Source organism: Pseudomonas sp. NBRC 100443 (assembly GCF_030268185.1).
Lineage (GTDB): Bacteria > Pseudomonadota > Gammaproteobacteria > Pseudomonadales > Pseudomonadaceae > Pseudomonas > Pseudomonas citronellolis.
In genome coordinates this window covers 90,465-113,898 of record NZ_BSQE01000002.1, presented here as the reverse complement: position 1 = coordinate 113,898, position 23,434 = coordinate 90,465, and the positions used below count along the sequence as shown (strand labels likewise).

Annotated in this window: 24 protein-coding genes; 9 read left to right on the top strand and 15 right to left on the bottom strand. The window is 69.0% G+C overall.

Annotated features, from left to right (window positions below; translation table 11 throughout):
* Positions 1–25: 25 nt before the first annotated feature.
* Positions 26–274, bottom strand: a complete 249-nt coding sequence (locus QSJ95_RS02730; protein ID WP_009622183.1) for a DUF2790 domain-containing protein — start codon at positions 272–274, stop codon at positions 26–28.
* Between the two features lie 274 nt (positions 275–548).
* Here QSJ95_RS02730 and QSJ95_RS02725 point away from each other — a divergent pair, with 274 nt between their 5' ends.
* Positions 549–1,640: a GlxA family transcriptional regulator gene (locus tag QSJ95_RS02725; RefSeq protein WP_285639860.1), complete on the top strand. Its 1,092-nt coding sequence runs from the start codon at positions 549–551 to the stop codon at positions 1,638–1,640.
* A 105-nt stretch (positions 1,641–1,745) separates the two neighbouring features.
* Here QSJ95_RS02725 and QSJ95_RS02720 read toward each other — a convergent pair whose 3' ends face one another.
* From QSJ95_RS02720 to hpaC, 6 genes are all read right to left on the bottom strand, one after another.
* Positions 1,746–2,873, bottom strand: coding sequence for an acyl-CoA dehydrogenase family protein (locus tag QSJ95_RS02720; RefSeq protein ID WP_009622187.1), 1,128 nt, complete (start codon positions 2,871–2,873; stop codon positions 1,746–1,748).
* A gap of 10 nt (positions 2,874–2,883) precedes the next feature.
* The gene (locus tag QSJ95_RS02715; protein ID WP_285639857.1) at positions 2,884–4,065 is read right to left on the bottom strand and encodes an acetyl-CoA C-acyltransferase; all 1,182 of its coding nucleotides are present in this window, start codon (positions 4,063–4,065) and stop codon (positions 2,884–2,886) included.
* Between the two features lie 14 nt (positions 4,066–4,079).
* Positions 4,080–4,850: a 3-hydroxyacyl-CoA dehydrogenase gene (locus QSJ95_RS02710; RefSeq protein ID WP_285639855.1), complete on the bottom strand. Its 771-nt coding sequence runs from the start codon at positions 4,848–4,850 to the stop codon at positions 4,080–4,082.
* A gap of 14 nt (positions 4,851–4,864) precedes the next feature.
* Positions 4,865–6,526 carry an acyl-CoA synthetase gene (locus tag QSJ95_RS02705; protein WP_285639853.1) on the bottom strand — a complete coding sequence of 554 codons (1,662 nt, stop codon included), beginning with the start codon at positions 6,524–6,526 and terminating at the stop codon, positions 4,865–4,867.
* 421 nt (positions 6,527–6,947) lie between these two features.
* Positions 6,948–7,946: an LLM class flavin-dependent oxidoreductase gene (locus QSJ95_RS02700; protein ID WP_009622195.1), complete on the bottom strand. Its 999-nt coding sequence runs from the start codon at positions 7,944–7,946 to the stop codon at positions 6,948–6,950.
* A 141-nt stretch (positions 7,947–8,087) separates the two neighbouring features.
* Positions 8,088–8,600 carry a 4-hydroxyphenylacetate 3-monooxygenase, reductase component gene (hpaC, locus tag QSJ95_RS02695; RefSeq protein WP_069865158.1) on the bottom strand — a complete coding sequence of 171 codons (513 nt, stop codon included), beginning with the start codon at positions 8,598–8,600 and terminating at the stop codon, positions 8,088–8,090.
* Between the two features lie 237 nt (positions 8,601–8,837).
* Here hpaC and QSJ95_RS02690 point away from each other — a divergent pair, with 237 nt between their 5' ends.
* Positions 8,838–9,452, top strand: coding sequence for a response regulator transcription factor (locus QSJ95_RS02690; protein WP_064583283.1), 615 nt, complete (start codon positions 8,838–8,840; stop codon positions 9,450–9,452).
* A gap of 327 nt (positions 9,453–9,779) precedes the next feature.
* Here QSJ95_RS02690 and QSJ95_RS02685 read toward each other — a convergent pair whose 3' ends face one another.
* From QSJ95_RS02685 to QSJ95_RS02650, 8 genes are all read right to left on the bottom strand, one after another.
* On the bottom strand, positions 9,780–10,733 hold the full coding sequence (locus tag QSJ95_RS02685; protein ID WP_285639848.1) for a PDR/VanB family oxidoreductase: 954 nt from the start codon (positions 10,731–10,733) through the stop codon (positions 9,780–9,782).
* Positions 10,734–10,847: 114 nt separating this feature from the next.
* Complete coding sequence (locus QSJ95_RS02680) at positions 10,848–11,588, bottom strand: SDR family NAD(P)-dependent oxidoreductase (RefSeq protein ID WP_285639847.1); 741 nt, start codon at positions 11,586–11,588, stop codon at positions 10,848–10,850.
* Between the two features lie 10 nt (positions 11,589–11,598).
* Complete coding sequence (locus QSJ95_RS02675; protein ID WP_043272669.1) at positions 11,599–12,096, bottom strand: aromatic-ring-hydroxylating dioxygenase subunit beta; 498 nt, start codon at positions 12,094–12,096, stop codon at positions 11,599–11,601.
* Complete coding sequence (locus QSJ95_RS02670; protein ID WP_074979277.1) at positions 12,093–13,376, bottom strand: aromatic ring-hydroxylating oxygenase subunit alpha; 1,284 nt, start codon at positions 13,374–13,376, stop codon at positions 12,093–12,095. The genes QSJ95_RS02675 and QSJ95_RS02670 overlap by 4 nt, the downstream gene beginning before the upstream one ends.
* A gap of 10 nt (positions 13,377–13,386) precedes the next feature.
* Positions 13,387–14,544: an amidase gene (locus QSJ95_RS02665; RefSeq protein WP_285639838.1), complete on the bottom strand. Its 1,158-nt coding sequence runs from the start codon at positions 14,542–14,544 to the stop codon at positions 13,387–13,389.
* Entirely contained in the window at positions 14,541–15,047 is a 507-nt protein-coding gene (locus QSJ95_RS02660; protein ID WP_285639836.1) for a nuclear transport factor 2 family protein, read from the bottom strand. The genes QSJ95_RS02665 and QSJ95_RS02660 overlap by 4 nt, the downstream gene beginning before the upstream one ends.
* A 3-nt stretch (positions 15,048–15,050) precedes the next feature.
* Positions 15,051–15,422 carry a hypothetical protein gene (locus QSJ95_RS02655; RefSeq protein ID WP_285639834.1) on the bottom strand — a complete coding sequence of 124 codons (372 nt, stop codon included), beginning with the start codon at positions 15,420–15,422 and terminating at the stop codon, positions 15,051–15,053.
* Between the two features lie 22 nt (positions 15,423–15,444).
* The gene (locus QSJ95_RS02650) at positions 15,445–16,596 is read right to left on the bottom strand and encodes an acyl-CoA dehydrogenase family protein (protein WP_061561686.1); all 1,152 of its coding nucleotides are present in this window, start codon (positions 16,594–16,596) and stop codon (positions 15,445–15,447) included.
* A 231-nt stretch (positions 16,597–16,827) separates the two neighbouring features.
* On the opposite strand from QSJ95_RS02650, the gene QSJ95_RS02645 reads away from it, so the two are divergent.
* The 7 genes from QSJ95_RS02645 to QSJ95_RS02615 all read left to right on the top strand — a co-directional run bounded on the left by QSJ95_RS02645 (position 16,828) and on the right by QSJ95_RS02615 (position 23,341).
* A complete protein-coding gene (locus QSJ95_RS02645) occupies positions 16,828–18,318 on the top strand; it encodes a sensor histidine kinase (RefSeq protein WP_285639833.1) in 1,491 nt (496 codons plus the stop codon).
* Between the two features lie 187 nt (positions 18,319–18,505).
* Complete coding sequence (locus QSJ95_RS02640; RefSeq protein WP_285639832.1) at positions 18,506–19,654, top strand: amine dehydrogenase large subunit; 1,149 nt, start codon at positions 18,506–18,508, stop codon at positions 19,652–19,654.
* Between the two features lie 13 nt (positions 19,655–19,667).
* Positions 19,668–20,207, top strand: coding sequence for a MauE/DoxX family redox-associated membrane protein (locus tag QSJ95_RS02635; protein ID WP_285639831.1), 540 nt, complete (start codon positions 19,668–19,670; stop codon positions 20,205–20,207).
* Between the two features lie 3 nt (positions 20,208–20,210).
* Positions 20,211–20,849 carry a methylamine dehydrogenase accessory protein MauD gene (gene mauD, locus QSJ95_RS02630; protein WP_058072468.1) on the top strand — a complete coding sequence of 213 codons (639 nt, stop codon included), beginning with the start codon at positions 20,211–20,213 and terminating at the stop codon, positions 20,847–20,849.
* Between the two features lie 20 nt (positions 20,850–20,869).
* Positions 20,870–21,391, top strand: a complete 522-nt coding sequence (locus QSJ95_RS02625) for a methylamine dehydrogenase light chain (RefSeq protein ID WP_009622218.1) — start codon at positions 20,870–20,872, stop codon at positions 21,389–21,391.
* A 5-nt stretch (positions 21,392–21,396) separates the two neighbouring features.
* On the top strand, positions 21,397–21,921 hold the full coding sequence (locus QSJ95_RS02620) for a cytochrome c family protein (RefSeq protein WP_285639821.1): 525 nt from the start codon (positions 21,397–21,399) through the stop codon (positions 21,919–21,921).
* A gap of 472 nt (positions 21,922–22,393) precedes the next feature.
* Positions 22,394–23,341, top strand: a complete 948-nt coding sequence (locus QSJ95_RS02615) for a phospholipase D family protein (protein WP_043272659.1) — start codon at positions 22,394–22,396, stop codon at positions 23,339–23,341.
* The last annotated feature ends 93 nt before the right edge of the window (positions 23,342–23,434 follow it).

Here is a 23,434-nt window from a genome sequence, read left to right as displayed (position 1 = left end):
AACGCCGCCCGTTGCGCTGGGAGGGTCAGATGTCGCTGCACATCTCGGTCTGGCGCAGGTACTCGAGCACGTGGACCTGGCCCTTGGAGTCGGCGTAGGTCATTTTCGCCGGGGCAACTTCGCAACGGTCGTTGGCTTGCTCGATGCTGATCACCTTGGCCACGTCGAGCTGCATGCCGTAGTGGTAGACCACGGGCGCGGCGTCGGCGGCATTGGCGGCCAGGGCGGCGCCCATCAGGGGGATGGCGAACAGGCTGAACAGGGTGCGTTTCATGGTGGGATTCTCCGGTTTCCGGCGTGCTGGCCATTTGGCCTTGCCGTGTATACAAATTTAGTTGAACGGCCGTTCCGGACACAGAGGCAATACGACAAGGGATTACTGCGCAACACGTAACAATAAGGGCTTGCCAACCTGGCTGAATGGATTGACCGCCCTTTCACCTGCGGTAAAAAGCCCCTGGACTGGCAGGATTCGATTCATTTTCCGCTTTGCTGCCAGCCAATCACCGCGCCACAATGGCAAGCCCATTCGTCGCCAGGACTCCGCCATGAAACGCGTGGCCATGCTGCTGTTCCCCGGCGTGCAGGCGCTGGACGTCGCCGGCCCGCTGGACGTCTTCGCCGAAGCCAATGCCTTCGTCGCGGCGGGCAGCGGCTACCAGGTGCTGACGCTGGCCGAACGCAGCTTTCCCATCCCCGCCTCCAACGGCCAGTTGCTGGGCGCGCAGCACGAGCTGGACGGCGCCGTCGGCGGCTTCGACATCCTGCTGGTGCCCGGCGGCCCGCAACTGCCCGCCGAGACACCTTCCACCGCCCTCCTCGCCTGGCTGCGCCGGGCCTGCACCGAGACGCCGCGCTACGGCTCGATCTGCACCGGCGCCTTCCTCCTCGGCCATGCCGGGCTGCTGGACGGCAAGCGCGTCACCACCCACTGGAGCGACGCCGCGCGCCTGGCGCAGCTGTTCCCGCGGGCAAGGGTGGAGCCCGACAGCATCCACGTGCGCGACGGCGCGCTGGTGACCTCCGCAGGGGTGACCGCCGGCATCGACCTGGCCCTGGCGCTGCTGGCCGAGGACCACGGCCCGGCGGTGGCCTTGAGCGTGGCCAAGCGCCTGCTGGTGGTAGCCCAGCGCCAGGGCGGGCAATCGCAGTTCAGCCCTTATCTGCAGGCGCCAGCGGATGGCGACTCGCCCATCGCCCGGGTGCAGCGCCACGTGCAGGCCCATCTCACCGACGCGCTGTCGGTGGCGGAACTGGCGGCGGTGGCGACCATGAGCGAACGCACCTTCGCCCGGGTGTTCGTCCGCGAGGCGGGCATCACCCCGGCGGAGTTCGTCCAGCGCGCCCGGCTGGACGCGGCGCGGGGGTTGCTGGAGGGCAGCGGGCTGCCGCTGAAGGTGGTGGCCTGGCGCTGCGGCTTCGGCAGCGCGGCGCGGATGCGGCTGGTGTTCGTGCAGAGGTTGGGGGTGACGCCGACGGAGTATCGGGGGCGGTTCCGGGGGATGGGTAACGGGCTTGAGAGAATGGTGATAACCCCGAAGAGCTCCCTCTCCCTAACCCTCTCCCTGAAGGGAGAGGGGACCGTTCGGTGTGCTTGGATGTTCTGGAGTCAGCCGGCAACACCGGAGGCTTCCGACTGAACCATTCCTCCTCTCGGCACGGACTAGCCCCCTCTCCCTTCAGGGAGAGGGCTGGGGAGAGGGAAAGGAACCCACCTCCGCGCCGAGGGAACCGGCAAGCGCTCCTCACAAACTCCGAGCAATCACCAACCGCTGCACATCACTGGTGCCCTCATAGATCTGGCACACCCGCACATCCCGATAGATACGCTCCACCGGATAATCCTGCAGGTAACCATACCCCCCCAGCGTCTGGATCGCCGCCGAACACACCCGCTCGGCCATCTCCGAGGCGAACAGCTTGGCCATGGAGGCTTCCGTCAGGCACGGCAGGCCCGCTTCGCGCAGGCTCGCCGCGTGGTGGACCATCTGCCGGGCCACGGCTATCTCGGTGGCCATGTCGCTGAGGCGGAAGGCCACCGCCTGGTGCTGGATGATCGGCTTGCCGAAGGTTTCCCTTTCGTGGGCGTAGTCGCGGGCGTATTCGAAGGCGGCGCGGGCCATGCCCACCGCCTGGGAGGCGATGCCGATGCGCCCGCCTTCCAGGTTGGCCAGGGCGATGGCGTAGCCCTGGCCCTCCTCGCCCAGGCGGTAGCCAGCCGGGATGCGCAGGTCGTCGAAGGCGATCTGGCAGGTGTCCGAGGCGTGCTGGCCGAGCTTGTCTTCCACCCGCACCACACGGTAGCCGGGGGTGTCGGTGGGCACGATGAAGGCGCTGATGCCCTTCTTGCCGGCCGCCGCGTCGGTGACGGCGAAGACGATCACCAGTCCGGCGTGGCTGCCGGAGGTGATGAACTGCTTGCTGCCGTTCAGCACGTAGTGGTCGCCGTCGCGGCGCGCGCGGGTCTTCAGGAAGCTGGCGTCGGAGCCGGCCTGGGGCTCGGTGAGGGCGAAGGCGCCGATCATTTCGCCGCGGGCCAGGGGCACCAGGAACTGGCGCTTCTGTTCTTCGCTGCCGAACTTGGCGATGGGCATGCAGCCCACCGAGTTGTGCACGCTCATGATGGTGGAGCAGGCGCCGTCGCCGGCGGCGATCTCTTCCAGGGCCATGGCGTAGGCCAGGTGCCCGGTCTGCGCGCCGCCCCACTCCTCGGCCACCAGCATGCCGAGGAAGCCGAGATCGGCCATTTCCTTCAGCGCCTCGGCCGGGAAGCGGTGCTCGCGGTCCCACTCGGCGGCGAAGGGTTTCAGCCGCTCCTGGGCGAACTGGCGGGCGACGTCGCGGATCTGCAGGTCTTCTTCGCTGGGAATCATGCTTCGCTCCTCACAGGCGCTCGACGGCGATGGCCGTGGCTTCGCCGCCGCCGATGCACACCGAGGCGATGCCGCGTTTCAGGTCGTACTGCTGCAGCGCCGAGAGCAGAGTCACCAGGATGCGCGCCGCCGAGGCGCCGATCGGGTGGCCCAGGGCGCAGGCGCCGCCATGGACGTTGAGCTTGGCATGGGGGATGTCCAGTTCGCGCATGGCGGCCATGGCCACCACGGCGAAGGCTTCGTTGACCTCGAACAGGTCCACCTCGCCCAGGCCCCAGCCGCTGCGCTGCAGCAGGCGCTGGATGGCGCCCACCGGCGCGGTGGGGAACAGGTTCGGCGCGGCGGCGTAGGACGAATGCGCGCGGATCGCCGCCAGCGGCGCCAGGCCGCGTTTCTCGGCCTCGGACAGGCGCATCAGCACCAGCGCGGCGGCGCCGTCGGAGATGGAGCTGGAGTTGGCCGCGGTGACGGTGCCGCCCTCGCGGAACGCCGGTTTCAGCGTCGGGATCTTGTCCAGCCTGGCCTTCGGCGGCTGCTCGTCCTGAGCGATCTCGCGGGTTTCCTTGCCGGCCTTGACCGTCACCGGGACGATCTCGGCGGCGAAGCGGCCGTCGCGCATGGCCTGCTGGGCGCGGGTCAGCGAGGCGATGGCGTAGTCGTCCTGCTGCTGGCGGGTGAAGCCGTAGCCCTGCGCGCAGTCCTCGGCGAAGGTGCCCATCAGCCGGCCCCTGTCGTAGGCGTCTTCGAGGCCGTCGAGGAACATGTGGTCGAGCACCTTGCCGTGGCCCATGCGGTAGCCCGTGCGGGCGCGCTCCAGCAGGTAGGGCGCGTTGGACATGCTCTCCATGCCGCCGGCCAGCACCACGCCGGCGCTGCCGGCCAGTAGCGCGTCGTGGCCCTGCATCACGGCCTTCATGCCCGAGCCGCACATCTTGTTGATGGTGGTGCAGGGCGTGCCGCGGTCCAGCCCGGCGCCGAGCACCGCCTGGCGCGCCGGGGCCTGGCCCTGGCCGGCGGAAAGCACGCAGCCGAGGATGGCTTCGTCGATCTGGTCGGCGCCCAGCTGCGCGCGCTCGATGGCCGCGCGCACGGCGGCGGCGCCGAGGGTGGCGGCGCTGGCGTCCTTGAAGTCGCCGAGGAAGCCGCCCATGGGGGTGCGGACGGCGCTGACGATGACTACGGGATCGTTCATTTTCGTTACTCCTGTCACTTGGCGGCCATGCGGATGGCGCCGTCGAGGCGGATCACCTCGCCGTTGAGCATGCTGTTCTCGACGATGTGGCGGACCAGCGCGGCGAATTCGTCGGGGCGGCCCAGGCGCGGCGGGAAGGGCACGCTGGCGCCGAGGGAATCGCGGACTTCCTGGGGCATGCCGGCCATCATCGGCGTTTCGAAGATGCCGGGGGCGATGGTCATCACGCGGATGCCGTGGCGCGCCAGTTCGCGGGCGATGGGCAGGGTCATGCCGACCACCCCGGCCTTGGACGCCGAATACGCGGCCTGGCCGATCTGCCCGTCGAAGGCCGCCACCGAGGCGGTGTTGACGATGACGCCGCGCTCGCCGCCGGCATCCGGCGCGTTGCGGGCCATGGCCTCGGCGGCCAGGCGCAGCATGTTGAAGCTGCCCACCAGGTTGATGTTGATGGCCCGGGCGAAGCTGTCCAGGCCATGCGGGCCGTTGCGCCCGAGGACTTTTTCGGCCGGCGCCACGCCGGCGCAGTTGGCCAGCCCGTGCAGCGCGCCGAAGCTTTCCAGCGCGGCTTCCACCGCGGCGCGGCCGTCGGCCTCGCTGGTCACGTCGGTGCGCACGAAGCGCGCCCTGCCCTCGCCCAGCTCGGCCACGCGGGCGGCGCCGGCCTCGGCGTTGACGTCGGCCAGCAGCACGCGGGCGCCGGCCTCCACCAGAGTCTTCGCGGTGGCCGCGCCGAGCCCGGAGCCGCCGCCGGTGATGAGGAATACCTTGTCCTGGATGTGCATGGAATCTCTCCGAATCAGTGCTGCGCGGCCGCGCGTTCGGCCGCCTCTTGTTGCCGGGCTATCTCCTGGTTGCGCAGGAGGAAGCGCTGGATCTTGCCGCTGGGGGTCTTCGGCAGTTCGGCGATGAACTCCACTTCCCGCGGGTAGCTGTGGGCCGACAGGCGCTTGCGCACGTACTGTTGCAGCTCCTCGGCCAGCTCCGGGCTGGGCTGGTGCTGCGGGCAGAGCACCACGTAGGCCTTGACCAGTTCGGTGCGCTCCGGGTCGGGCTTGCCGATCACCGCCGCTTCCATCACCGTCGGGTGCTCGATCAGCGCGCTCTCCACGTCGAAGGGGCCGACGCGGTAGCCGGAGGTGGTGATGAGGTCGTCGGAGCGGCCGACGAAGCTGATGCTGCCGTCGGCGTTCAGCTCCACAGTGTCGCCACTGAGATAGTAGTCGCCGACGAAGGCCTTGGTTTCCATGCCCTGGTAGCCGACGAACCACATCAGCGGCGAGCGCTTGCGGTCCATGGCCAGGATGCCCGGCTGGCCAGCGGGCAGTTCCTCGCCGTTCTCGCCCAGCACCACCACGCGGTGGCCGGGGATGGAGTAGCCGGCCGCGCCCAGGTGCACCGGGTGCTGCAGCCCATGGTGGTTGGCCAGGACCATGCCCAGCTCGGTCTGCCCGTAGTGGTCGTGGATGGTCGCCCCCAGGCCCTCGGCGAACCAGCGGATCACCTCCGGGGTCAGCGCCTCGCCAGCGCTGCTCACCGCGCGCAGGCGGCCCTTGAGCTCGCGTTCCACCTCGGCGGCCGAAGCCTTGAGCATGCGGTAGGCGGTGGGCGAGCCGGCCAGGTTGGTGATGCCGTACTGGCGGATGATCCGGCAGGTGCTCTCCACCGTGAAGGCGCCTTCGTAGAAGGTGGTGGCGTGGCCCAGGGCCAGCGGGCCGGTGACGGCGTAGTAGAGGCCGTAGGCCCAGCCCGGGTCGGCCAGGTTCCAGAAACGGTCCTCGGGGCGCAGGTCGACGGCGTCGCGCAGGTAGCCGGTGAACGCCAGGATGGCCTTGAGCGGCACGGCCAGCGGCTTGGCCAGGCCGGTGGTGCCGGAGGTGAACATCAGCAGGAAGGGGTCTTCGCCCGTGCGCAGGACCGGTTCGAATTGCTCGGAGCGGCTTTCCAGGGCCTGCCGGAAGTCGAGGTCTCCGGCCGGGATCGCCTGGCCGCCGCTGACGGTGATGATCTGCGGGGCGTTGGGCACTTCGTCGAGCTTGGCGCGGTTGCCGGCGTCGGTGACCAGCACGCGGCTGCCGGCGATGCCCAGGCGGTGCTCGATGGCCTTGGGCCCGAAGGCGGTGAACAGCGGCTGGTAGACCGCGCCGAGGCGCCAGGTGCCGAGGATGGTGACCAGCAGTTCCGGGGTACGTGGCAGCATGCCGGAAACCCGGTCGCCGGGGCGCACGCCCAGGTCGTGGAGCAGGTTGGCGAACTGCGCGGACAGGGCCTGCAGCTGGGCGAAGCTGTATTCGGCGCGCTCGCCGTTGCGGCCTTCCCAGTACAGGGCGACGCACCCGGACGGGGCATGGCGGTCGCAGCATTCGACGCAGGCGTTGAGGGCGTCGAGGCTGCCGGCGAGGGTGTCTCGGGCGGTGGCCGCGTAATCGAATTCGGCAGCGGCGGCGGCATAGGGGCGCATCGCGGAACTCCTGGCTTGTTCTTGTAGGGAGTAGCGAGATGTTCGCGCCGGGCGGTTGCCGCGGCAATGTCGAAAGGGACTTATGTGGATGAGCGGATTGGACAGCGGGGAGTGGCTGGGGGTGGGGGTGCTTCGGGTTGGCGCTGGTCCCCTCACCCCAGCCCTCTCCCAGAGGGAGAGGGGGCCCGTTCGGCGCAAGCTGGGAGTTCCATGCTCGCCGACCACTCCGGTGCTGCCGGCGAACACCATTCTCTCCACAGGCACGGACGGCCCGTGTACACGAGCCTCGATACGGGGGCGCCGGTCCCATTCTCTCCACAGGCACGGACGGCCCCCTCTCCCTCTGGGAGAGGGCTGGGGTGAGGGAAAGGAATTCCCCCCGGCGCCGACGTAACCGACAAACACCAAAGCGTCGATGACCTCAACGCAACCCGGCAACAATCTCCAACGAACGCAAGCGCAGTGCATGGTCGTAGATATCACTGGTAAAGATGATCTCATCCGCCCCGGTCTGCTCGACAAGGATCTCCAGGCGGCTGCGCACCTTCTCCGGGCCGCCGATCACCGCCAGGCCGAAGAAGTTGCCCACCGCCTCCTGCTCGTGGGGCAGCCACAGGCCCGCCATGCGCTCCACCGGCGGCTTCTGCTTGAGGCTTTCGCCGCGGATCAGCGCCAGCACGCGCTGGAACGCGGTGGTCGCCAGGTACTCGGCCTCTTCGTCGGTGGGCGCGGCGATCAGCGGCACGCCGATCATCGCGTAGGGCTGTTCGAGAATGGCCGAAGGCTTGAAGTTCTGCCGGTAGATGCGCAGCGCGTCGTGCAGGTAGCGCGGCGCGAAGTGCGAGGCGAAGGCATAGGGCAGGCCCTTCTCCGCCGCCAGGCGGGCGCTGAACAGGCTGGAGCCGAGCAGCCAGATCGGCACCCGCGTGCCCTCGCCGGGGATGGCCAGCAGGCTCTGCTGCGGGCGGCGCGGGCCGAGCAGCATTTCCAGCTCGGCGACCTGCTCGGGGAAGTCTTCGCCGTCGCCGAGCATGCGGTCGCGGCGCAGGGCGCGCATGGTCGCCTGGTCGGCGCCGGGGGCGCGGCCCAGGCCCAGGTCGATGCGCCCCGGGTAAAGGCTGGCGAGGGTGCCGAACTGCTCGGCGATCACCAGCGGCGGGTGGTTGGGCAGCATCACCCCACCGGAGCCGACGCGGATGCGCGCGGTCTTGCCGGCGATGTGGCCGATCAGCACGGAAGTCGCCGAGCTGGCGATGCCGTCCATGTTGTGGTGCTCGGCCAGCCAGTAGCGGGTGAAACCAAGGCGCTCGACGTGGCGGGCCACCTCGACGGCGTTGTTCAGCGCCTCGCTGACGGTGCCCTGGTCGCGGATGGGCACCAGGTCGAGCATGGAAAAGGCGGTTTCGGACAGGGACTTCATGGAGGCTCCGGTCAGGGCCCGCGCGGCAGGCGCGCGGGCGTGGCTTTGAGTCGGACTCTAACCACATGCCTGGCGCATGACCACGCGTCGGCGTCGATAGTCATCATGCCGCGCAGTGATGAAAGCCCCCTGCCCCGCCCTTCAGGCCGCCGCCGACACGCCGTCCAGGCGGTGGAACAGGCGGTTGAAGTACACCAGGCTGTCGCCCTGCTCGCGCACCGCTGCGCGCTCCAGTTCGACGAACAGCACCGAGTGCGAGCCGACTTCCTTGCACTCGCTGATGCGCCCTTCCAGGGTGACCAGGGCGTCGCGCAGCACCGGCACGCCGGCGCAGCCCTCTTCCCACAGGGCCGAGGCGAAGCGTTCCGCCATCGGCACCTGTGTCATGCCGGCGAAGTGCCGGGCCAGTTCCTCCTGCTCGCCGCGCAGCACGTTGATGCACAGGTGGCCGTTGGTACGGAAGGGTTCGTGGCTGGCGCTGCCGCGGTTGATGCACACCAGCACCGTGGGCGGCGAGTCGGTGACCGAGCAGACCGCGCTGGCGGTGATGCCGCAGCGCCCGCCGGGGCCGTCGCTGGTGATGATGTTCACCGCGGCGGGCAGCCGCGCCATGGCGTTGCGGAAGTCGATCTGGGTCTGGCTCAGGTTGTTCATGGCGCGCCCTTGTGGCCGGTTGTCGATGCTTGCCAATCTACGGCCCCGCGGCCAGGCGCGGTATCCAGGCGAATCCCATGGCGGCGGTGGCTGGCCTTTAGTCGACTAGGGGGTTTCTTTATCGCCAGCCCGGCGCCGCCTGGGTATGCTGGTCCCTGGGCGCAAGCGCGCCCGCCGTGCGTGCCGCAGCGAAGACTGCGAGCCAGACCTAATAAGAAGAACCGTGGCAGTGCCCTGATGGATACCCGCAAACCCGTTGTTTACATCGTCGACGACGACAAGGACCTGCGCACCTCGCTGGCCTGGCTCCTGGAGTCGGTCAGCATCCAGGCGCAGTGCTTCGCCGGCGCCGAGGAATTCCTCGCCCACTACGACCCCGGCAGCCCCGCCTGCCTCGTGCTCGACGTGCGCATGCCGGAAACCAGCGGCTTCCAGCTGCAGGCCATGCTCAACGAGCGCGGCGCGGCGCTGCCGATCCTCTTCGTCTCGGCCCACGGCGACATCCCCATGTCGGTGCAGGCGATGAAGAACGGCGCGCTGGATTTCGTCGAGAAGCCCTACAACCCGCAGCAGATGCTGGAGCGCATCCAGGCCGCGCTGAAAGCCGCGGTGCAGGTGCACGCCGGCGCCGAGCAGAAGCGCCAGCTGCAGCAGCGCCTGGACCTGCTCACCGGGCGCGAGCGCGAGGTGCTGGGCATGGTGATCGACGGCAAGGCCAGCAAGGTGATCGCCCGCGAGCTGAACATCAGCGTGAAGACGGTGGATGTGCACCGCACCAAGATCAAGGAGAAGATGGGGGTTTCGAGCATTGCGCTGTTGGTGCGGGAGGTTTTGGACCTGGGGGTGCCGTAGGGGGCTTAGGGGCTTTTCCTGTAGGAGCGAGCTTGCTCGCGAACCGTATCTCCCTGGAACAACGGTGCTTTCGGCCTGCCTCGCTCCCTCTCCCTAACCCTCTCCCTGAAGGGAGAGGGGACCGTTGGGCAGGGTTTGATGTTTTGGCGTTAGCCGGCGACCTCGGCGGTTTCCGGCGGAAACCATCAGCTTTCTCGGCACGGACAAGCCCCCTCTCCCTTCAGGGAGAGGGCTGGGGAGAGGGGGCGGAGTCAACCCAAGGCACCAATGCCGCCGGCAGACTCCCGTTCGCGAGCAAGCTCGCTCCTACGAAGAGAAGAGCAGGTGTCAGAGGTCGAGCACCAACCGCGCCGACCTGGCCCGCGAAACACAGGCGCAAATCTGCCTGTTCGAGGCCTTCTCCTTGCTCGACAGGCAATTGTCCCGATGCTCCGGCTCGCCTTCCAGCACTTCCACTATGCAGGTGCCGCAGATGCCTTCGCGGCATTCGGTGTCGATGTCGCAGCCATGGGCCTGGAGCACGTCCACCAGGCTGGCGTCGGCCGGCACTTGCAGCACCACGCCGCTGCTGGCCAGTTCCACTTCGAAGCTGCCGGCCGGGGCGGCGTTGGCGGCCGGGTCGGCCTGGAAGTGTTCCAGGTGGATGGCGTCTTCGCTGCGGCTGCGCCTGGCGACGTCCACCACCTTGTTCATGAACGGCGCCGGGCCGCAGGTGTAGACGTGGGCCGCCGCCGGGGCGCGCGCCAGGCTGGCGGCTAGCTCGGCTTCGAGGTCGGCCGGCTCCACACCGTAGTGGAACTCCACCTTGCCGGCGAACACCGGGCCGGACAGCAGTTCGACGAAGGCCGCGTGCTCCGGCGAGCGGGCGAAATAGTGCAGCACGTAGGGCTCGCCCCGGGCGTTGAGCTTGTAGGCCATGCTCAGCAGCGGCGTCACGCCGATGCCGGCGGCGAACATCACGTGCTCGCGGGCTTCCGCGGCCAGGCGGAACAGGTTGCGCGGGGCGCCCATTTCCAGCTCCATGCCCTCTTCCACCTGCTCGTGCAGGGCCGCGGAGCCGCCGCGGGAGGCGGCTTCCTTCTTCACCGCCACCAGGTAGGCGGCGCGGTCTTCCGGCGGGCTGCACAGGGAATACTGGCGGGTCACCCCGGTGGGGCCGGTGACGTCGACGTGGGCGCCCGGCTCGTAGGCATCGAACAGCTGGCCGTCGCTGCGCACGAGGCGGAAGGAACGGATGTCCAGGGCTTCGTCGACGATCCTTTGGATTCTTACCTTCATCATTGTTGTTACCTGCAAGGCGTAGTGTATTGATGGGCTCGGTAACCCTCTCCCCGGCCCTCGCCTACGCGGCCCGCCCTGAAGGGAGAGGGGGTTGTACGGTGTCCTGCGTAAACCTCAGCGCATGAACAGGCCGCCGTTGATGTCCCAGCAGGCTCCGGTCACCGAACTGGCGTTGTCGGCGACCAGCAGCAGCACGCTGTCGGCCACGTAGTCCGGGTCGCCCAGGCGGCCCACCGGGATGGTCTTGAGGATCTGTTCCAGGCGCTCCGGGGCCACGGTCTCGCGCACCACCGGCAGGTCCAGCGGGCCCGGGGAGATGCTGTTGACGGTGACGCCGGCCGGTGCCAGTTCGCGGGCGAAGACCTTGGTCAGCGTCGCCACGCCGCCCTTGGCCGCGGCGTAGTGGCCGCCGGTGGCGGTGCCGCCGTTCTGCCCCGCCAGGGAGGCGATGTTGACGATGCGGCCGAAGCCGCGGCTGGCGAAGTGCGCGCCGAACACCTGGCAGGCGACGAAGGTGCCGCGCAGGTTCACCGCCAGCGAGGCGTCGAACTCCTCCGGGGTGATGTCCATCAGCGCGGCGACCCTGGACACCCCGGCGTTGTTCACCAGGATGTCGCAGCCTCCCCACCTGGCCTGCAGCAGGTCGCGGGCGCGCTCGAAGTCGGCCTTCTCGCGCACGTCCAGCTCCACCGCCAGCACGCTGGCGCCGCTGGGGTCGAGTTCATCGGCCAGGCGCTGGGCGTCGCCCAGGCGCACGTCGGCCAGGGCCACGCGGTAGCCGGCGCCCTGCAGGCGCCGGGCGATGCATTCGCCAAGGCCGCGCGAGGCCCCGGTGACGAGTGCGGTACGGGTCATGGCTGCATCCTCAGAGCAGGAAGCCGATGGCGCCCAGGGCGTCCTGGGCGTTGATCAGGCGCACCACCTTGCGCTCCAGGCGCGGGCCTTCGGCGGCGAAGCGGATACGGTGCTCCAGGTCGGCGACGAAGGGCGTGTGCACGCCGCGCTTGTAGGCGTAGAGGATCTGCGCCGAATGCACTTCGACGAGATCGCCGGCGGCTTCCACCAGGCGGAAGCGCGACACCGTGCGCACGGTCTTGGCCGAATCCACCGCCGAGGGCGAGAAGCCGGCGCTCAGGCGCTCGATGCGCAGGGCGCGCATGCGCGCGTCGTCGAAGGCGTAGTTGAGGCTGGCGGCGAAGTCGTCGCCCTCGGCGTCGATGGGCACCACGTAGATGCCCTCCTCGCTCCACAGTCCGCTCCACTGCGCGTAGTCCTTGCGGTCGAGCAGCTCGGCCTCGCGCCAGATGAATTCGATGGCCTTGGCCAGCGGGCCGGAGAAGCCGTTCAGGGTGTCGTTGCTCATTGGCTCATCATCCTCTTCCACATTTGGTAGGCCTCGCGCATGCCGCCTTCGTCGGTGGCATGGGAAACCTTGTCGCCGTTCTCGGCCACGACTTCGCGGTTCAGCCCGCGGTTGACCAGGATCGGCGCGTCGGGGCCGGCATAGGAGCCGCGCTGCACGCGGTCCCAGGCCTCGGCGTCGTCCGGGCTGCCGAAGCCGAACGGGCCCTGGAAGTGCTCGTGGATGCGCAGGCGCTCGCGGTTGGCGATCTCCGGGCCGCCGTCCATGCCCAGGGCCACGTGGCGGATTTCCGTCTCGGTGACCGACACCGGGCGCAACACGCGGAAGAACGACATGGACATGGCCACGTTGGGGAACAGGTTGAGGTTGAAGCCGGCGCCGTGCAGCGAGCGGACGATACGGCGCACCTGTGCAGGCTCCATGGTTTTCGACAGTTCCTCGGTGACGTGGGCGAAGCGCTCCTGCAGCTGCTCGGTGCCGTCGTCGTGGTCGAGGTCGACGTGCTCGGGCACCATCACCATCACGCTGTGGCCGTTGCCCAGGGCGTGGGTCACCGCCTGCGGGTCGGTCATGAACGAGAGCATCTCGCTGGTCTCGTCATCCACCGAGGACATCCACGACTTGTGCACGATGGGGAAGTGGTAGCCGTCGGTGGTGTTCTCCAGCTGGATCTTCCAGTTGCCCTTGAAGGTGAACTTGTGTTCGCCCTGGACCTTGATCGGGAAGCCGGCGCCCTGCTTCATGAACAGGTCCATCCAGTGCTTCGCCCCGCCGAGGAAGTCTTCCAGCGGTTCGATGTCGGCGTCGTAGCTGGCGAAGATCATGCCGGCGTAGCTTTCCACCCGCAGGCTGGTCAGCGGCAGCTCGGCCTTGTCGAGGATGTCCTCGTAGCCGTCCGGGTACGGCAGCGCGCGCAGCTTGCCGTCCAGCCCGTAGGACCAGCTGTGGTACGGGCAGGTGAAGCCGGTGGCGTTGCCCTTGTGCTTCTCGCAGACGGTGGCGCCGCGATGGCGGCAGCGGTTTTCCAGGACGTTGACCTGGCCCTTCTTGTCGCGCACCACGATGACCGGGCGGCGGCCGATCATCGTGGTCTTGAAGTCGCCGGGGTTGCGCACTTCGCTGTCGTGGGCGACCCACACCCAGGTGCGGTAGAAGATTTTCTCCAGCTCGGCCTCGAACAGCGCCGGGTCGTGGTACAGCGAAACGTCGACGCGGTCGCTCTGGACCAGTTGCTCGGGGCTGCCCGTCTTGGCGATCAGCCGGTACTCGGGGGCGCTCATGGGTGTCTCCTCATGCCATTTTCTTGTTCGTCGGCCGCTCGGCGGCCAGTGCCTGTTCCAGCTGCGCGCCAAAGGCGCAGACGCGTTCGTCGTCGCCCTTGCGACCGACGATCTGCAGGCCGACCTTGAGGCCGCCGTGCTCCAGCTCCACCGGCACGCTCAGCGCCGGGTGGCCGCTGAGGTTGAAGGGGCGGACCAGGGAGGTCAGCGCGGCCACGCTCTTGCCGCTGCGCGCATCGCTGAGCAGCGGCGGCAGGCTGGCCAGGGTCGGCAGCAGCAGGATTTCGTAATCGTCCAGGGCGGCGTCGATGGCGCGCGTGAAACTCGCGCGCACGCCTTCGGCCTCCGCCAGCTGGGCGGCGCTGGTGCGCCCGGCGGCAAGCAGGCGCTGCTCGACGTCGGCGCCCAGCAGGCCCTTGCCAGTGAATTGCCCCAGCGCCGCCCAGTTCTCGTGGTTGATGACCACCAGGCCGGCCTCGAAGGCCGCCTCGAACTCGCCCAGGTAGAGGCTCGCCCGGCGCCAGCCGGCGCGGTCGGCGGCGGCGCCCAGGCAGGCCTGGATGTGCGGGTCGGCGGGCACTTCGAGGAAGGCCACGCGGGCGTTGGCGCCCGGCGGGTTCACGGCGCCGAAGCCGGGGCAGAGCACCTGCATGGCGGCGACGAGGTCGGCCATGTTCGCGGCGAACGGGCCGACGCAATCCAGGCTGCTGTGTTCCGGATGTACGCCCATGCGGCTGACGCGGCCGAAGCTCGGCTTCAGCCCGGCCACGCCGCAGCAGGCCGCCGGCACCCGCACCGAGCCGCCGGTGTCGGTGCCCAGGGCGATATCCGCCAGGCCCGCGCCGACCGCCGCGGCGGAGCCGCTGGACGAGCCGCCGGGCACGCGCTCCGGCGCCTGCGGATTGCGCGGCGTGCCGCTCCAGTCGTTGATGCCGGTGACGCCGAAGGCCAGCTCGTGCAGGTTGGTCTTGCCGACGATGCGCCAGCCGGCGTCGAGCACCCGCTGCACCACTTCGGCGTGGTGTTGCGCGGGCGCGCTGTCGGCCAATGCGCGGCTGCCGCAGCGCGTCGGATGGCCGGCGATGTCGATGGTGTCCTTGACGGCGACGCGCTTGCCGGCGCCGCCAGGTTCCAATTCAATGACGAATTCGCTGACGAAGATGCTCATGCCTCGCCCTCCGCGAGTGCGCCCAGCGGCATGGCCAGCAGCCGCCGGGTACGGAAATGGGTGATCTGCCAGGCCCCGCCGACACGGCGGAAGTCCAGGTTCAGGCGGGTGCCGAACAGTTCGCTGCGGCCGTCGACGTAAGTCGACAGCTGCTGCATCAGCCACTGGCCGCGCGCGGTGTCGCCGCCCTCCCCGACCTCGATCGACTCGCTGCCGAGGAAGTGCAGGTTGAGCGCGAAGTGCTCGGCCGGCGGCAGGTAGCCGGCGACGAACGCCGCCACCGCCGCGCGCCCTTCATGGCGGCCGAAGCTCTGCCCGGCGCGGGAGCCCAGGCCTTCCCAGACGGCGTCCTCGGCGAACAGCCCGGCCAGCTCGGCTTGCAGCGCCAGGCTGTCGCGCGGGACGTCGCAGAGGTCCATGTAGCGGGCCATCAGGCGACGCACGGCGGCCTCGCCTTCAAGGCGCTCCAAGCGTGCTTGCAACTGCTCCAGGGCCTGGCCCATGGCTCAGCTCCGCGCCGCTTCGGGGATGGTCAGCGGGCGGCCGACGCGGGCCTCGATCCGGGCGTACTTCCACAGGCTGTACTGGCCGACCTGCACGGTGCGGAACAGGTTGCAGGCGTCGACCACGGTCTGGTGGCAGTCGACGTCGGCCATGATGTAGACGGTCCAGGGCGCGGTGTTGGAGGCGCCGACCATCAGGCGGTCGTCGTCGAGCACGCCGAGCACGTTCATGCCGGGCAGCGCGCCCAGTTCGCCCATCATCTGGCTGAAGCCCTTCCAGACGCTGATGCCTTCGCCGGTGGGCAGGTCGAAGAAGTTCTGCGTGATGCCGATGCAGAACAGCACGCGCATGGGTTCGGCGGTGGGTCGGGTCATGGTTTGTTGTCCTTGTGGTCGATCAGAGGTAGCCGGGGAACGGCGGCACATCGAGCAGCACGGAGCCTGCGCCGTCGTACATGCCGTCGCTGAGGAAGGCGTGCTGGGTCACCACCATGGCGTCGCGCAGGTAGCGCTGCAGCGGGTGGCGCAGGTAGATGGCGGTGGTGCCGGCCAGGGCGTAGGCGCGCTGCACCACCTCGGCGCCGGCGCGGGACACGTGCACGGCGGACAGGCGCAGCAGGCTGACCTGCTCGGGCGTCACGGCATTGCCGGCGAGGATGGATTCCCAGACCTGCCCGGTGGCGTCGTAGAAGAAGCCGCGCGCGGCGTGCAGCTGCGCCTCGGCCTTGCCCAGCTCGATGCGCACGTAGGCGCGGTCGGCCAGTCTGGGCGCGCCGGTCACGCCGCTGCCCGAGGCCATGCGGGCGATCTCGTCGAGGGCGGCGCGGGCCAGGCCGAGGTTGACCACCGCCAGCACCTGGGCGGCGTAGGCGATGGTCGGGTAGCGGTACAGCGGCTCGTCGATGCTGCTCTGGCCGCCTCGGATGAAGGTCCAGGCGTCGGGCACGAAGACCTTGTCCAGGCGCAGGTCGTGGCTGCCGGTGCCCTTCAGGCCGACCACTTCCCAGTTCTCGACGATCTCCACGTCGCGGGCCCGCAGCAGCGCGGTGCGCGGCTTGCCGCCGGGGCCGCCGAGGCCGATGCCGACGCCGAGCACGTCGGCGCCCTTGCAGCCGCTGGCGAACTTCCAGGTGCCGCTGACACGCCAGCCGCCTTCCACCTGCTCGGCCGGCTGAATGGGGAACAGGCCGCCGGCGAACACCAGGTCCGGGCCCTCGGCGTACAGCTCGGCCAGGGTCTCGCGCGGCAGCGCGGTGAGGTAGGTGCTGGCGCTGCCGAAGCTGGCCACCCAGCCGGCGGAGCCGTCGGCCTCGGCGATGCGCTCGACCAGGCGCAGGAACTCGGCCGGCGGCAGCGCGTCGCCGCCGAAGCAGCGCGGGGTGGCGGAGCGGTAGATGCCGGCCTCGATGAAGCGCTCGATCATGTCGCGCGGCACGTGGGAGCGGACATCGAACTCGTCGCGGCGCTGGCGGACCTCGTCGAGCACCTGCTCGAACAGGCTGGCACGGCTGGCGAGGGGCGAATCTGTGGCGGCGGCTGAACGCGGCATGGGCGTCTCCCTGTGTTCTTGTGGGCCGGCCGTCCGGTGGGAGCCGGCGGCCGTCGATGGGGCCCAGTGTAGGGAGCGTGCCGAGCGGGCCTCTATTGGGGCGTGCCGCCCGCGCGCTAAAGGAATCCCCTAGTGCCCGCCGGGTTGTTTCCTAGCGCCGACGCGCTAGGCTGCGCGCTATAAAAGCCGTGCCCCGCGTCCGGGAACGCGCATCGCCAAGAGTTGCCCGCCATGTTCCAGCCTGCCGAAACCGACTTCCACGCGCTCATCGAGGCCATGCCGCTGTGCATCCTGCTGCACGACGCGCAGACCAAGGAGATCCTCTGGGCCAACAGCGCCGCGCTGCAGGCCCTGGGCTTCAGCCTGGAGGAACTGGTGCCGCTGAAGGCCCCGGACATGACCAACCCGGCGCCCAAGTACCGCCGCTCCATCGGCCTGCGCTGGCTGGAGGGCGCGGCGCGCACCGGGCAGCGCGCCATCGAGTGGTGCTACCGCTCCAAGCAGGGCGTGGACATCCTTTCCGAGGCGACCGCCACCCTGGTCCACCTGGCCGAGCGCGACGTGCTGATGGTGCAGTTCCGCGACATTTCCAAGGAAGACAAGGTCAAGCGCGAGCTGAAGCGCACCGAGAGCCGCCTCAAGGCCTTCATGCAGGACCTGGCCGAAGGCGTGGCGGTGCTCGGCCCCGACGGCGACATCCGCTTCATCAGCGATTCCGCCCTGGCCCTGTTGGGCGCCGCGGACCGCCGTCACCTGGGGCGCAACTTCCTCGACGCCTGCGACGAGAAATCCCGCCAGCGCCTGCTCCAGCACCTCTCGCGCACGCCGCCGAGCCGCGAGCCCTACAGCGTCGGCTACCACCTGCGCCGTTGCGACGGCGACTGGCGCTGGCACCACGCCACCTGCCGCTACATCGAGATCGAGGACGACCTCAAGGGCCACCTGCTGCTGTTCCGCGACGTCAGCGAGCAGGTGCGCGCCGAGGAGGCCCGCCGGCAGAGCGAGCAGAAGCTGGAATACCTGGCGCGCTACAACGCCATGGGCGAGATGGCCGTGGCCATCGCCCACGAGCTGAGCCAGCCGCTGGCGGCCACGCGCAACTTCATCGAGGGCTCGGTGATCCGCCTCGGCCAGCAGGGCGCGGTCGAGCCGAACGTGGCCTGGGGCCTGGACAGCGCGGTGCGCCAGATCGAGCACGCCTCGGAGATCATCAAGAGCGTGCGCGAGTACGTGGTGCGCCTGGAGCAGGCCGAGCAGTGCGTCGACCTCAACGAGCTGCTGGCCGACGCCCGCTATTTCATCGACCTCAAGGGCCAGCCGGCCGGCGTGCGCCTGGAGCTGGCGCCCTGCGCCGAGGCGCTGCCGGTGAGCTGCGAGAAGGTGCTGATCGGCCAGGTGATCCTCAACCTGGCCTTCAACGCCATCGAGGAGATGGCCGAGCTGCCCGCCGAGCGCCGCCGGCTGCGCATCCACACCCGCCGCGAAGGCGACAGCGCCCTGCTCTGCGTCGAGGATCGCGGCCGCGGCATCGACGCCGGCGCGCGGGAGCGGCTGTTCGACGGCTTCTTCAGTTCCAAGGTCAGCGGCAACGGCATTGGCCTTGCGCTGTGCCGCAACATCGTCTCGCGCCACCGCGGCGACATCTGGGCGCAGAACGTCGAGCCCCATGGCGCCATGTTCTGCATCGCCCTGCCCTGCGTGAGGCCCGCCGACCAACGGTAGGGCACGCCGCGCAAACCCCGCCGATGCTTGCCCTGGCACGCCGGCACAAGCCCTGTCAGGGACAGACAAGGGCTTGGCACGCAGAACAAGGCAGCACCGGGCAACGCCGGGCAGACTAGGGCTGCAGTCTTCTGTCCACACCGGTCCGCGGTCCGACCATCCAATAAAATCGAGGGAGCCACCCCCCATGCGAATAACCAGGATCCTTGCTCGTACCACGCTGGCGCTAGGCGTCTCGCTGGCCGCCGTCGGCGGCGCATTCGCCGACCTGCCGCCGGAGACCGTCGGCCAGACCACCCTGCCGTTCCCGCCGGACCCGCACCGCGCCTACGTCGTCGACGTGGAGTTCGACAGCTTCGTGACCGGCCGCGTGACCGTGGTGGACCCGGCGCAGAAGAAGATGCTCGGCATGGTCAGCACCGGCTTCGCCGCGCCCTCGACCCTCAGCCACGACCAGCACACCCTGTACACCGCCGACCTGTACTACTCGCGCGGCACCCGCGGCACCCGCACCGACGTGCTGACCGCCTGGGACACCTCCACCCTGTCGCCGTCCTGGGAAGTGGTGATCCCCAGCAAGCGTTCCGAGTCCCTGACCCAGCGCTACGGCCTGGCGGTCAGCGGCGACGACCGCTTCGCCTACGTCTACAACTTCACCCCGTCCACCTCGGTGACCGTGGTCGACACCCAGGCCAAGGCGGTGACCGCCGAGATCGCCATCCCCGGCTGCGTGCTCAACTACCCGGTGGGCAAGCGCGCCTTCGCCTCGCTGTGCGGCGACGGCAGCGTGCAGCTGGTGACCCTCGGCGAGGACGGCAAGGAAACCGCCCGCAGCCGCACGCCGTTCTTCGACCCGAACAAGGAGAAGCTGGTGGAGCGCGCCATCAACAATGGCGAGACCTACTACTTCACCACCACCGAAGGCGTCATCCACGCCATCGACTTTTCCGGCAAGCAGCCCAAGGTGCTGCCGAGCTGGTCGCTGGTCACCGACGCCGAGCGCAAGGCCGGCTGGGCCCCGGGCGGCTGGCAGGAACTGGCCCTGGCGCCGAAGCTGAACCGCCTGTACGTGCTGATGCACGACAAGCACGAGCCGATGAAGTGGGAAGACCCGAGCACCGACATCTGGGTCTACGATCTGAAGACGCAGAAGAAGATCGGCACCCTCAGCGCCCCGGCCCCGGTCTGGAGCATGACCGCCACCAGCGACGACGCCCCGCTGCTGTACGGCGCCAACGTCGAGGGCGGCCTGGAGATCTTCGACCTGAAGGCCGGCAAGCACACCGGCACCGTGGAAAAGATCGCCAAGACCGCCACCCAGGTCCTGACCCACTGACAGAGGCACGACCATGCAAGCCGATCCCATCTACGTGATCGCCGGCGCCGTCTCGGTGGCGGTGATCCTGGCCAGCGCCGCCAGCCACAAGTGGCGCGCGCCGGGGCGCTTCGCGCGGCAGCTGGAGGACTACCAGCTGCTGCCGCAGGCCCTGCTCAAGCCCACCGCCCGCGTGTTGCCGCTGGTGGAGGGCGCCGTCGCCTTCGCCCTGCTGGTGCCGGCCAGCCGCTCGCTGGCGGCCCTGGCCGCCGCCGCGCTGCTGGCGCTGTACGCCGCGGCCATCGGCGTCAACCTGTGGCGCGGCCGCCGCGACATCGACTGCGGCTGCGCCGGGCCCGACCAGGCCCAGCCGCTGCGCCCGGTGCTGCTGGCGCGCAACGCCGTGCTCATCGCCCTGGCCCTGCTCGCCAGCCTGCCGCCGCAGGTCCGCGAGCTGGGCCTGTTCGACGGCTTCGTGACGCTGGCCGCCAGCGCCGTCGCCCTGCTCCTCTACGTCTCCGCCGACGGCCTGCTGGCCAACGGCCCCCGTCTGCTCAAACTCATTGGAAGGTGAACCATGGAAGCCATGATCGTTTCCAACATCCTGCTCTGGTGCCTGCTGCTGGCACTGGCATTCGTCGTCATGGGCCTGGTGCGCCAGATCGGCGTGCTGCACGGGCGCATCGCCCCGGCCGGCGCGCTGATGGTCGACAAGGGCGTCGCCGTGAATGAACCGGCCCCGCAGGTCACCGCCGCCGACCGCCATGGCCGCCCGGTGAACTTCGGCTACGCCGGCGAGAAGGCCCAGTTGCTGTTCTTCCTCTCGCCCACCTGCCCGATCTGCAAGTCGCTGCTGCCGGCGATCAAGTCCATCGCCAAGGAACAGGCGCAGCGCCTGGACGTGGTCTTCGTCAGCGACGGCGAGCCGGCCGCGCAGCAGGCGCTGATCGCCGAGCACAAGCTCGAAGGCGCCACCTACGTGGTCGGCCCGGAAGTGGGCATGACCTACCAGATCGGCAAGCTGCCCTACGCGGCGCTGATCGACCAGAACGGCATCCTCCGCGCCAAGGGCCTGGTCAACTCCCGCGAGCACCTGGACAGCCTGTTCGAGGCCGAGCACCTGGGCAGCGCCACCCTGCAGCAGTACCTGCAGGCCCAGCAGCCTCAGGTTCACAGCCACGAGCCCGGCCACGCGCACTCGCACAGCGCCCACTGAACAATAAAAAGGGATAACCGATGAAATTCCTCGACCAGCTCTTCGAGCGCTCCTCCCGTCGCATCGCCGACACCACTTCGCGGCGCAAGCTGCTCTCGCGCATGGGCTCGCTGCTGGTGGCCGGCGCCGCCCTGCCGGTGCTGCTGCCCATCGACCGCACCGGCAAGGCCCTGGCCGCCGACAAGCCGATGGCCGGCGACCCGGGCGACCCCAACAGCTGTGACTACTGGCGCTACTGCTCCATCGACGGCTTCCTCTGCTCCTGCTGCGGCGGCAGCGTGTCCAGCTGCCCGCCGGGCACCGAGGTGTCGCAAGTGGCCTGGGTCGGCACCTGCCACAACCCGGCCGACGGCAAGAACTACATCATTTCCTATAACGACTGCTGCGGTAAGCACAGCTGCAACCAGTGCGCCTGCACCCGCAACGACAGCGAGGAGCCGGCCTACCGTCCGTTCAACAACAACGACGTGAACTGGTGCCTGGCGGCCAAGTCGCACATCTACCACTGCACCGTCTCGGTCATCCGCGGCGTCGCGGTGTAGGGCAGATGAAGCGCTCGCTGCCGACCCTCGCGCTGCTGTGCCTGCTGGCCGCCTCGGCGGCCCAGGCCCGCAGCATCCCCGACCCGCACCAGAAACACGCGCCGGGCAACGAGGCGCCGCAGACGCCGATCGCCGAGGCCGGCTACAGCAACGCCACCAACTACCAGCTGCAGTGCGCGGGCTGCCACCTGTCCAACGGCGCCGGCTCCAAGGCCAACGACGTGCCGAGGATGCTCGGCTTCGTCGGCAACTTCCTCAAGGTCGAGGGCGGCCGCCAGTTCCTGGTGCGGGTGCCGGGCATGTCGATGTCGGCGCTCAACGATGCGCAACTGGCGGACATGCTCAACTGGCTGCTGCGCAAGGACGGCATGGCCGGCAACAGCATGCCGGCCAGCTACCAGCCGTACACCGCGGAGGAAGTGGCGGGGATTCGCCACGAAACCATGCTCAACCTGCCGGGAACCCGCGCCCAGCTGATCGCCGAGATGCGCAAGCAGGGCATCGCCATCGAGGATGGCATGGGCGACTGAAAGACTCCTTTGGTTCCGCTTCGGCCCGCCGTATGGCGGGCTTTTTCTGGGTTGGCTTTTCGTAGGAGCGAGGGGGACGCCTAGTTTTTGCTCGCGAACCGTGCTCGCCGGCGGCCATGGTGTTTCCGGTTGACTCCGAACCCTCTCCCCAGCCCTCTCCCTGAAGGGAGAGGGGGCCAGTCCGTGCCGAGATGAGGAATGGTTTCAGCTGGAAACCGCCGTGCTTGCCGGCTGACTCGGGAAAACCAGACTGCGCCGAACGGTCCCCTCTCCCTTCAGGGAGAGGGTTAGGGAGAGGGCGCTCTCAACCCCTGCACCAGCGCAACCGGCAAACTCCGTTCGCGAGCAAGCTCGCTCCTACAAAAAACCAGCCCCCTGCTCTACCGCAAGCCTTTACGCACCAAGCGTGAAACCTCCCCACCGGCGTGCGACAATGCCTACATTTTGCGGAACCCATGCTGCTGGAGAACCTATGCAGATCCTCGATAATCGGAACGACCTCGCGGGCTACCTCGGCCAACAGCGCGACAAGAAGATCACGGTCGTCACCGCCTTCGCCGCCGGCACCGAACCCCTGGTGGAAAGCCTGCGCGCCAACGGCAACCGTCTGGACATAGTGGTCGGGACCATCAACTCCTTCACCTCGCCGGACTTCATCGAGTACTGCATCGGCGAAGGCGGCGACGACCTGGCCCTGTCCGTCGACTTCCGCTACCAGAAGAGCATCCACTGGAAGCTCTACCTGATCGAGCCGGACGTGGTCATCCTCGGCAGCGCCAACTTCACCGAACTGGGCGTCGGCCTGTCCCGCGACAACGCCGTGGTCATCCAGGACGCCGCGCTCTACCAGCAGCACCTGGCCCGCGTCGAACAACTCAAGGCCACCGAAGGCGTGCTGCCCAGCACCCAGACCGAGGCCTTCGACGAGGCCCTGGAAACCTACCGCTGGAACCACCGCCGCATGCAGGCGGGCCTGGCGCGCACCGCGCAGTACCTGGACGGCGAGAGCTGGCTGGGCGAGGAGTCCAACCAGAGCATCCCGCTGTTCATCTGGTACAGCGACCACTCCGAGGACTCCGAGACCACCGCCGAGGGCTTCCTGCGCGCCAGCAGCGGCGTGGACTGGGACGACGTGCGCGAGTTCTTCACCTACGAATGCGCCGAGGGCGCCCTGCCCTACGAGGAAGGCGACGTGGTGCTGACCGCGCGCTGCAACGGCTCGCACATCGGCTTCTACACCTTCGACCGCATCCTCTACCGCGACGGCACCTACTACATCTATTCCTACCGCAAGAAGCGCTACCCGGCGCCGTTCAACCTGGACGACACCAAGGAAGGCCTGAAGGACGTCATCCCGCGCTGGTACGAGGAAGGCCGCACCGAGATGAACCGGGCGGACATCCTGCGCTTCATGATCTGAAGCCCCTCCCCGCGCCCTGCGAAAACGCCGCGAACGGTTCCCCGTCGCGGCGTTTTTCATTTGCGCGCCCGCATTCCGTGAAGCCGGGCGTAG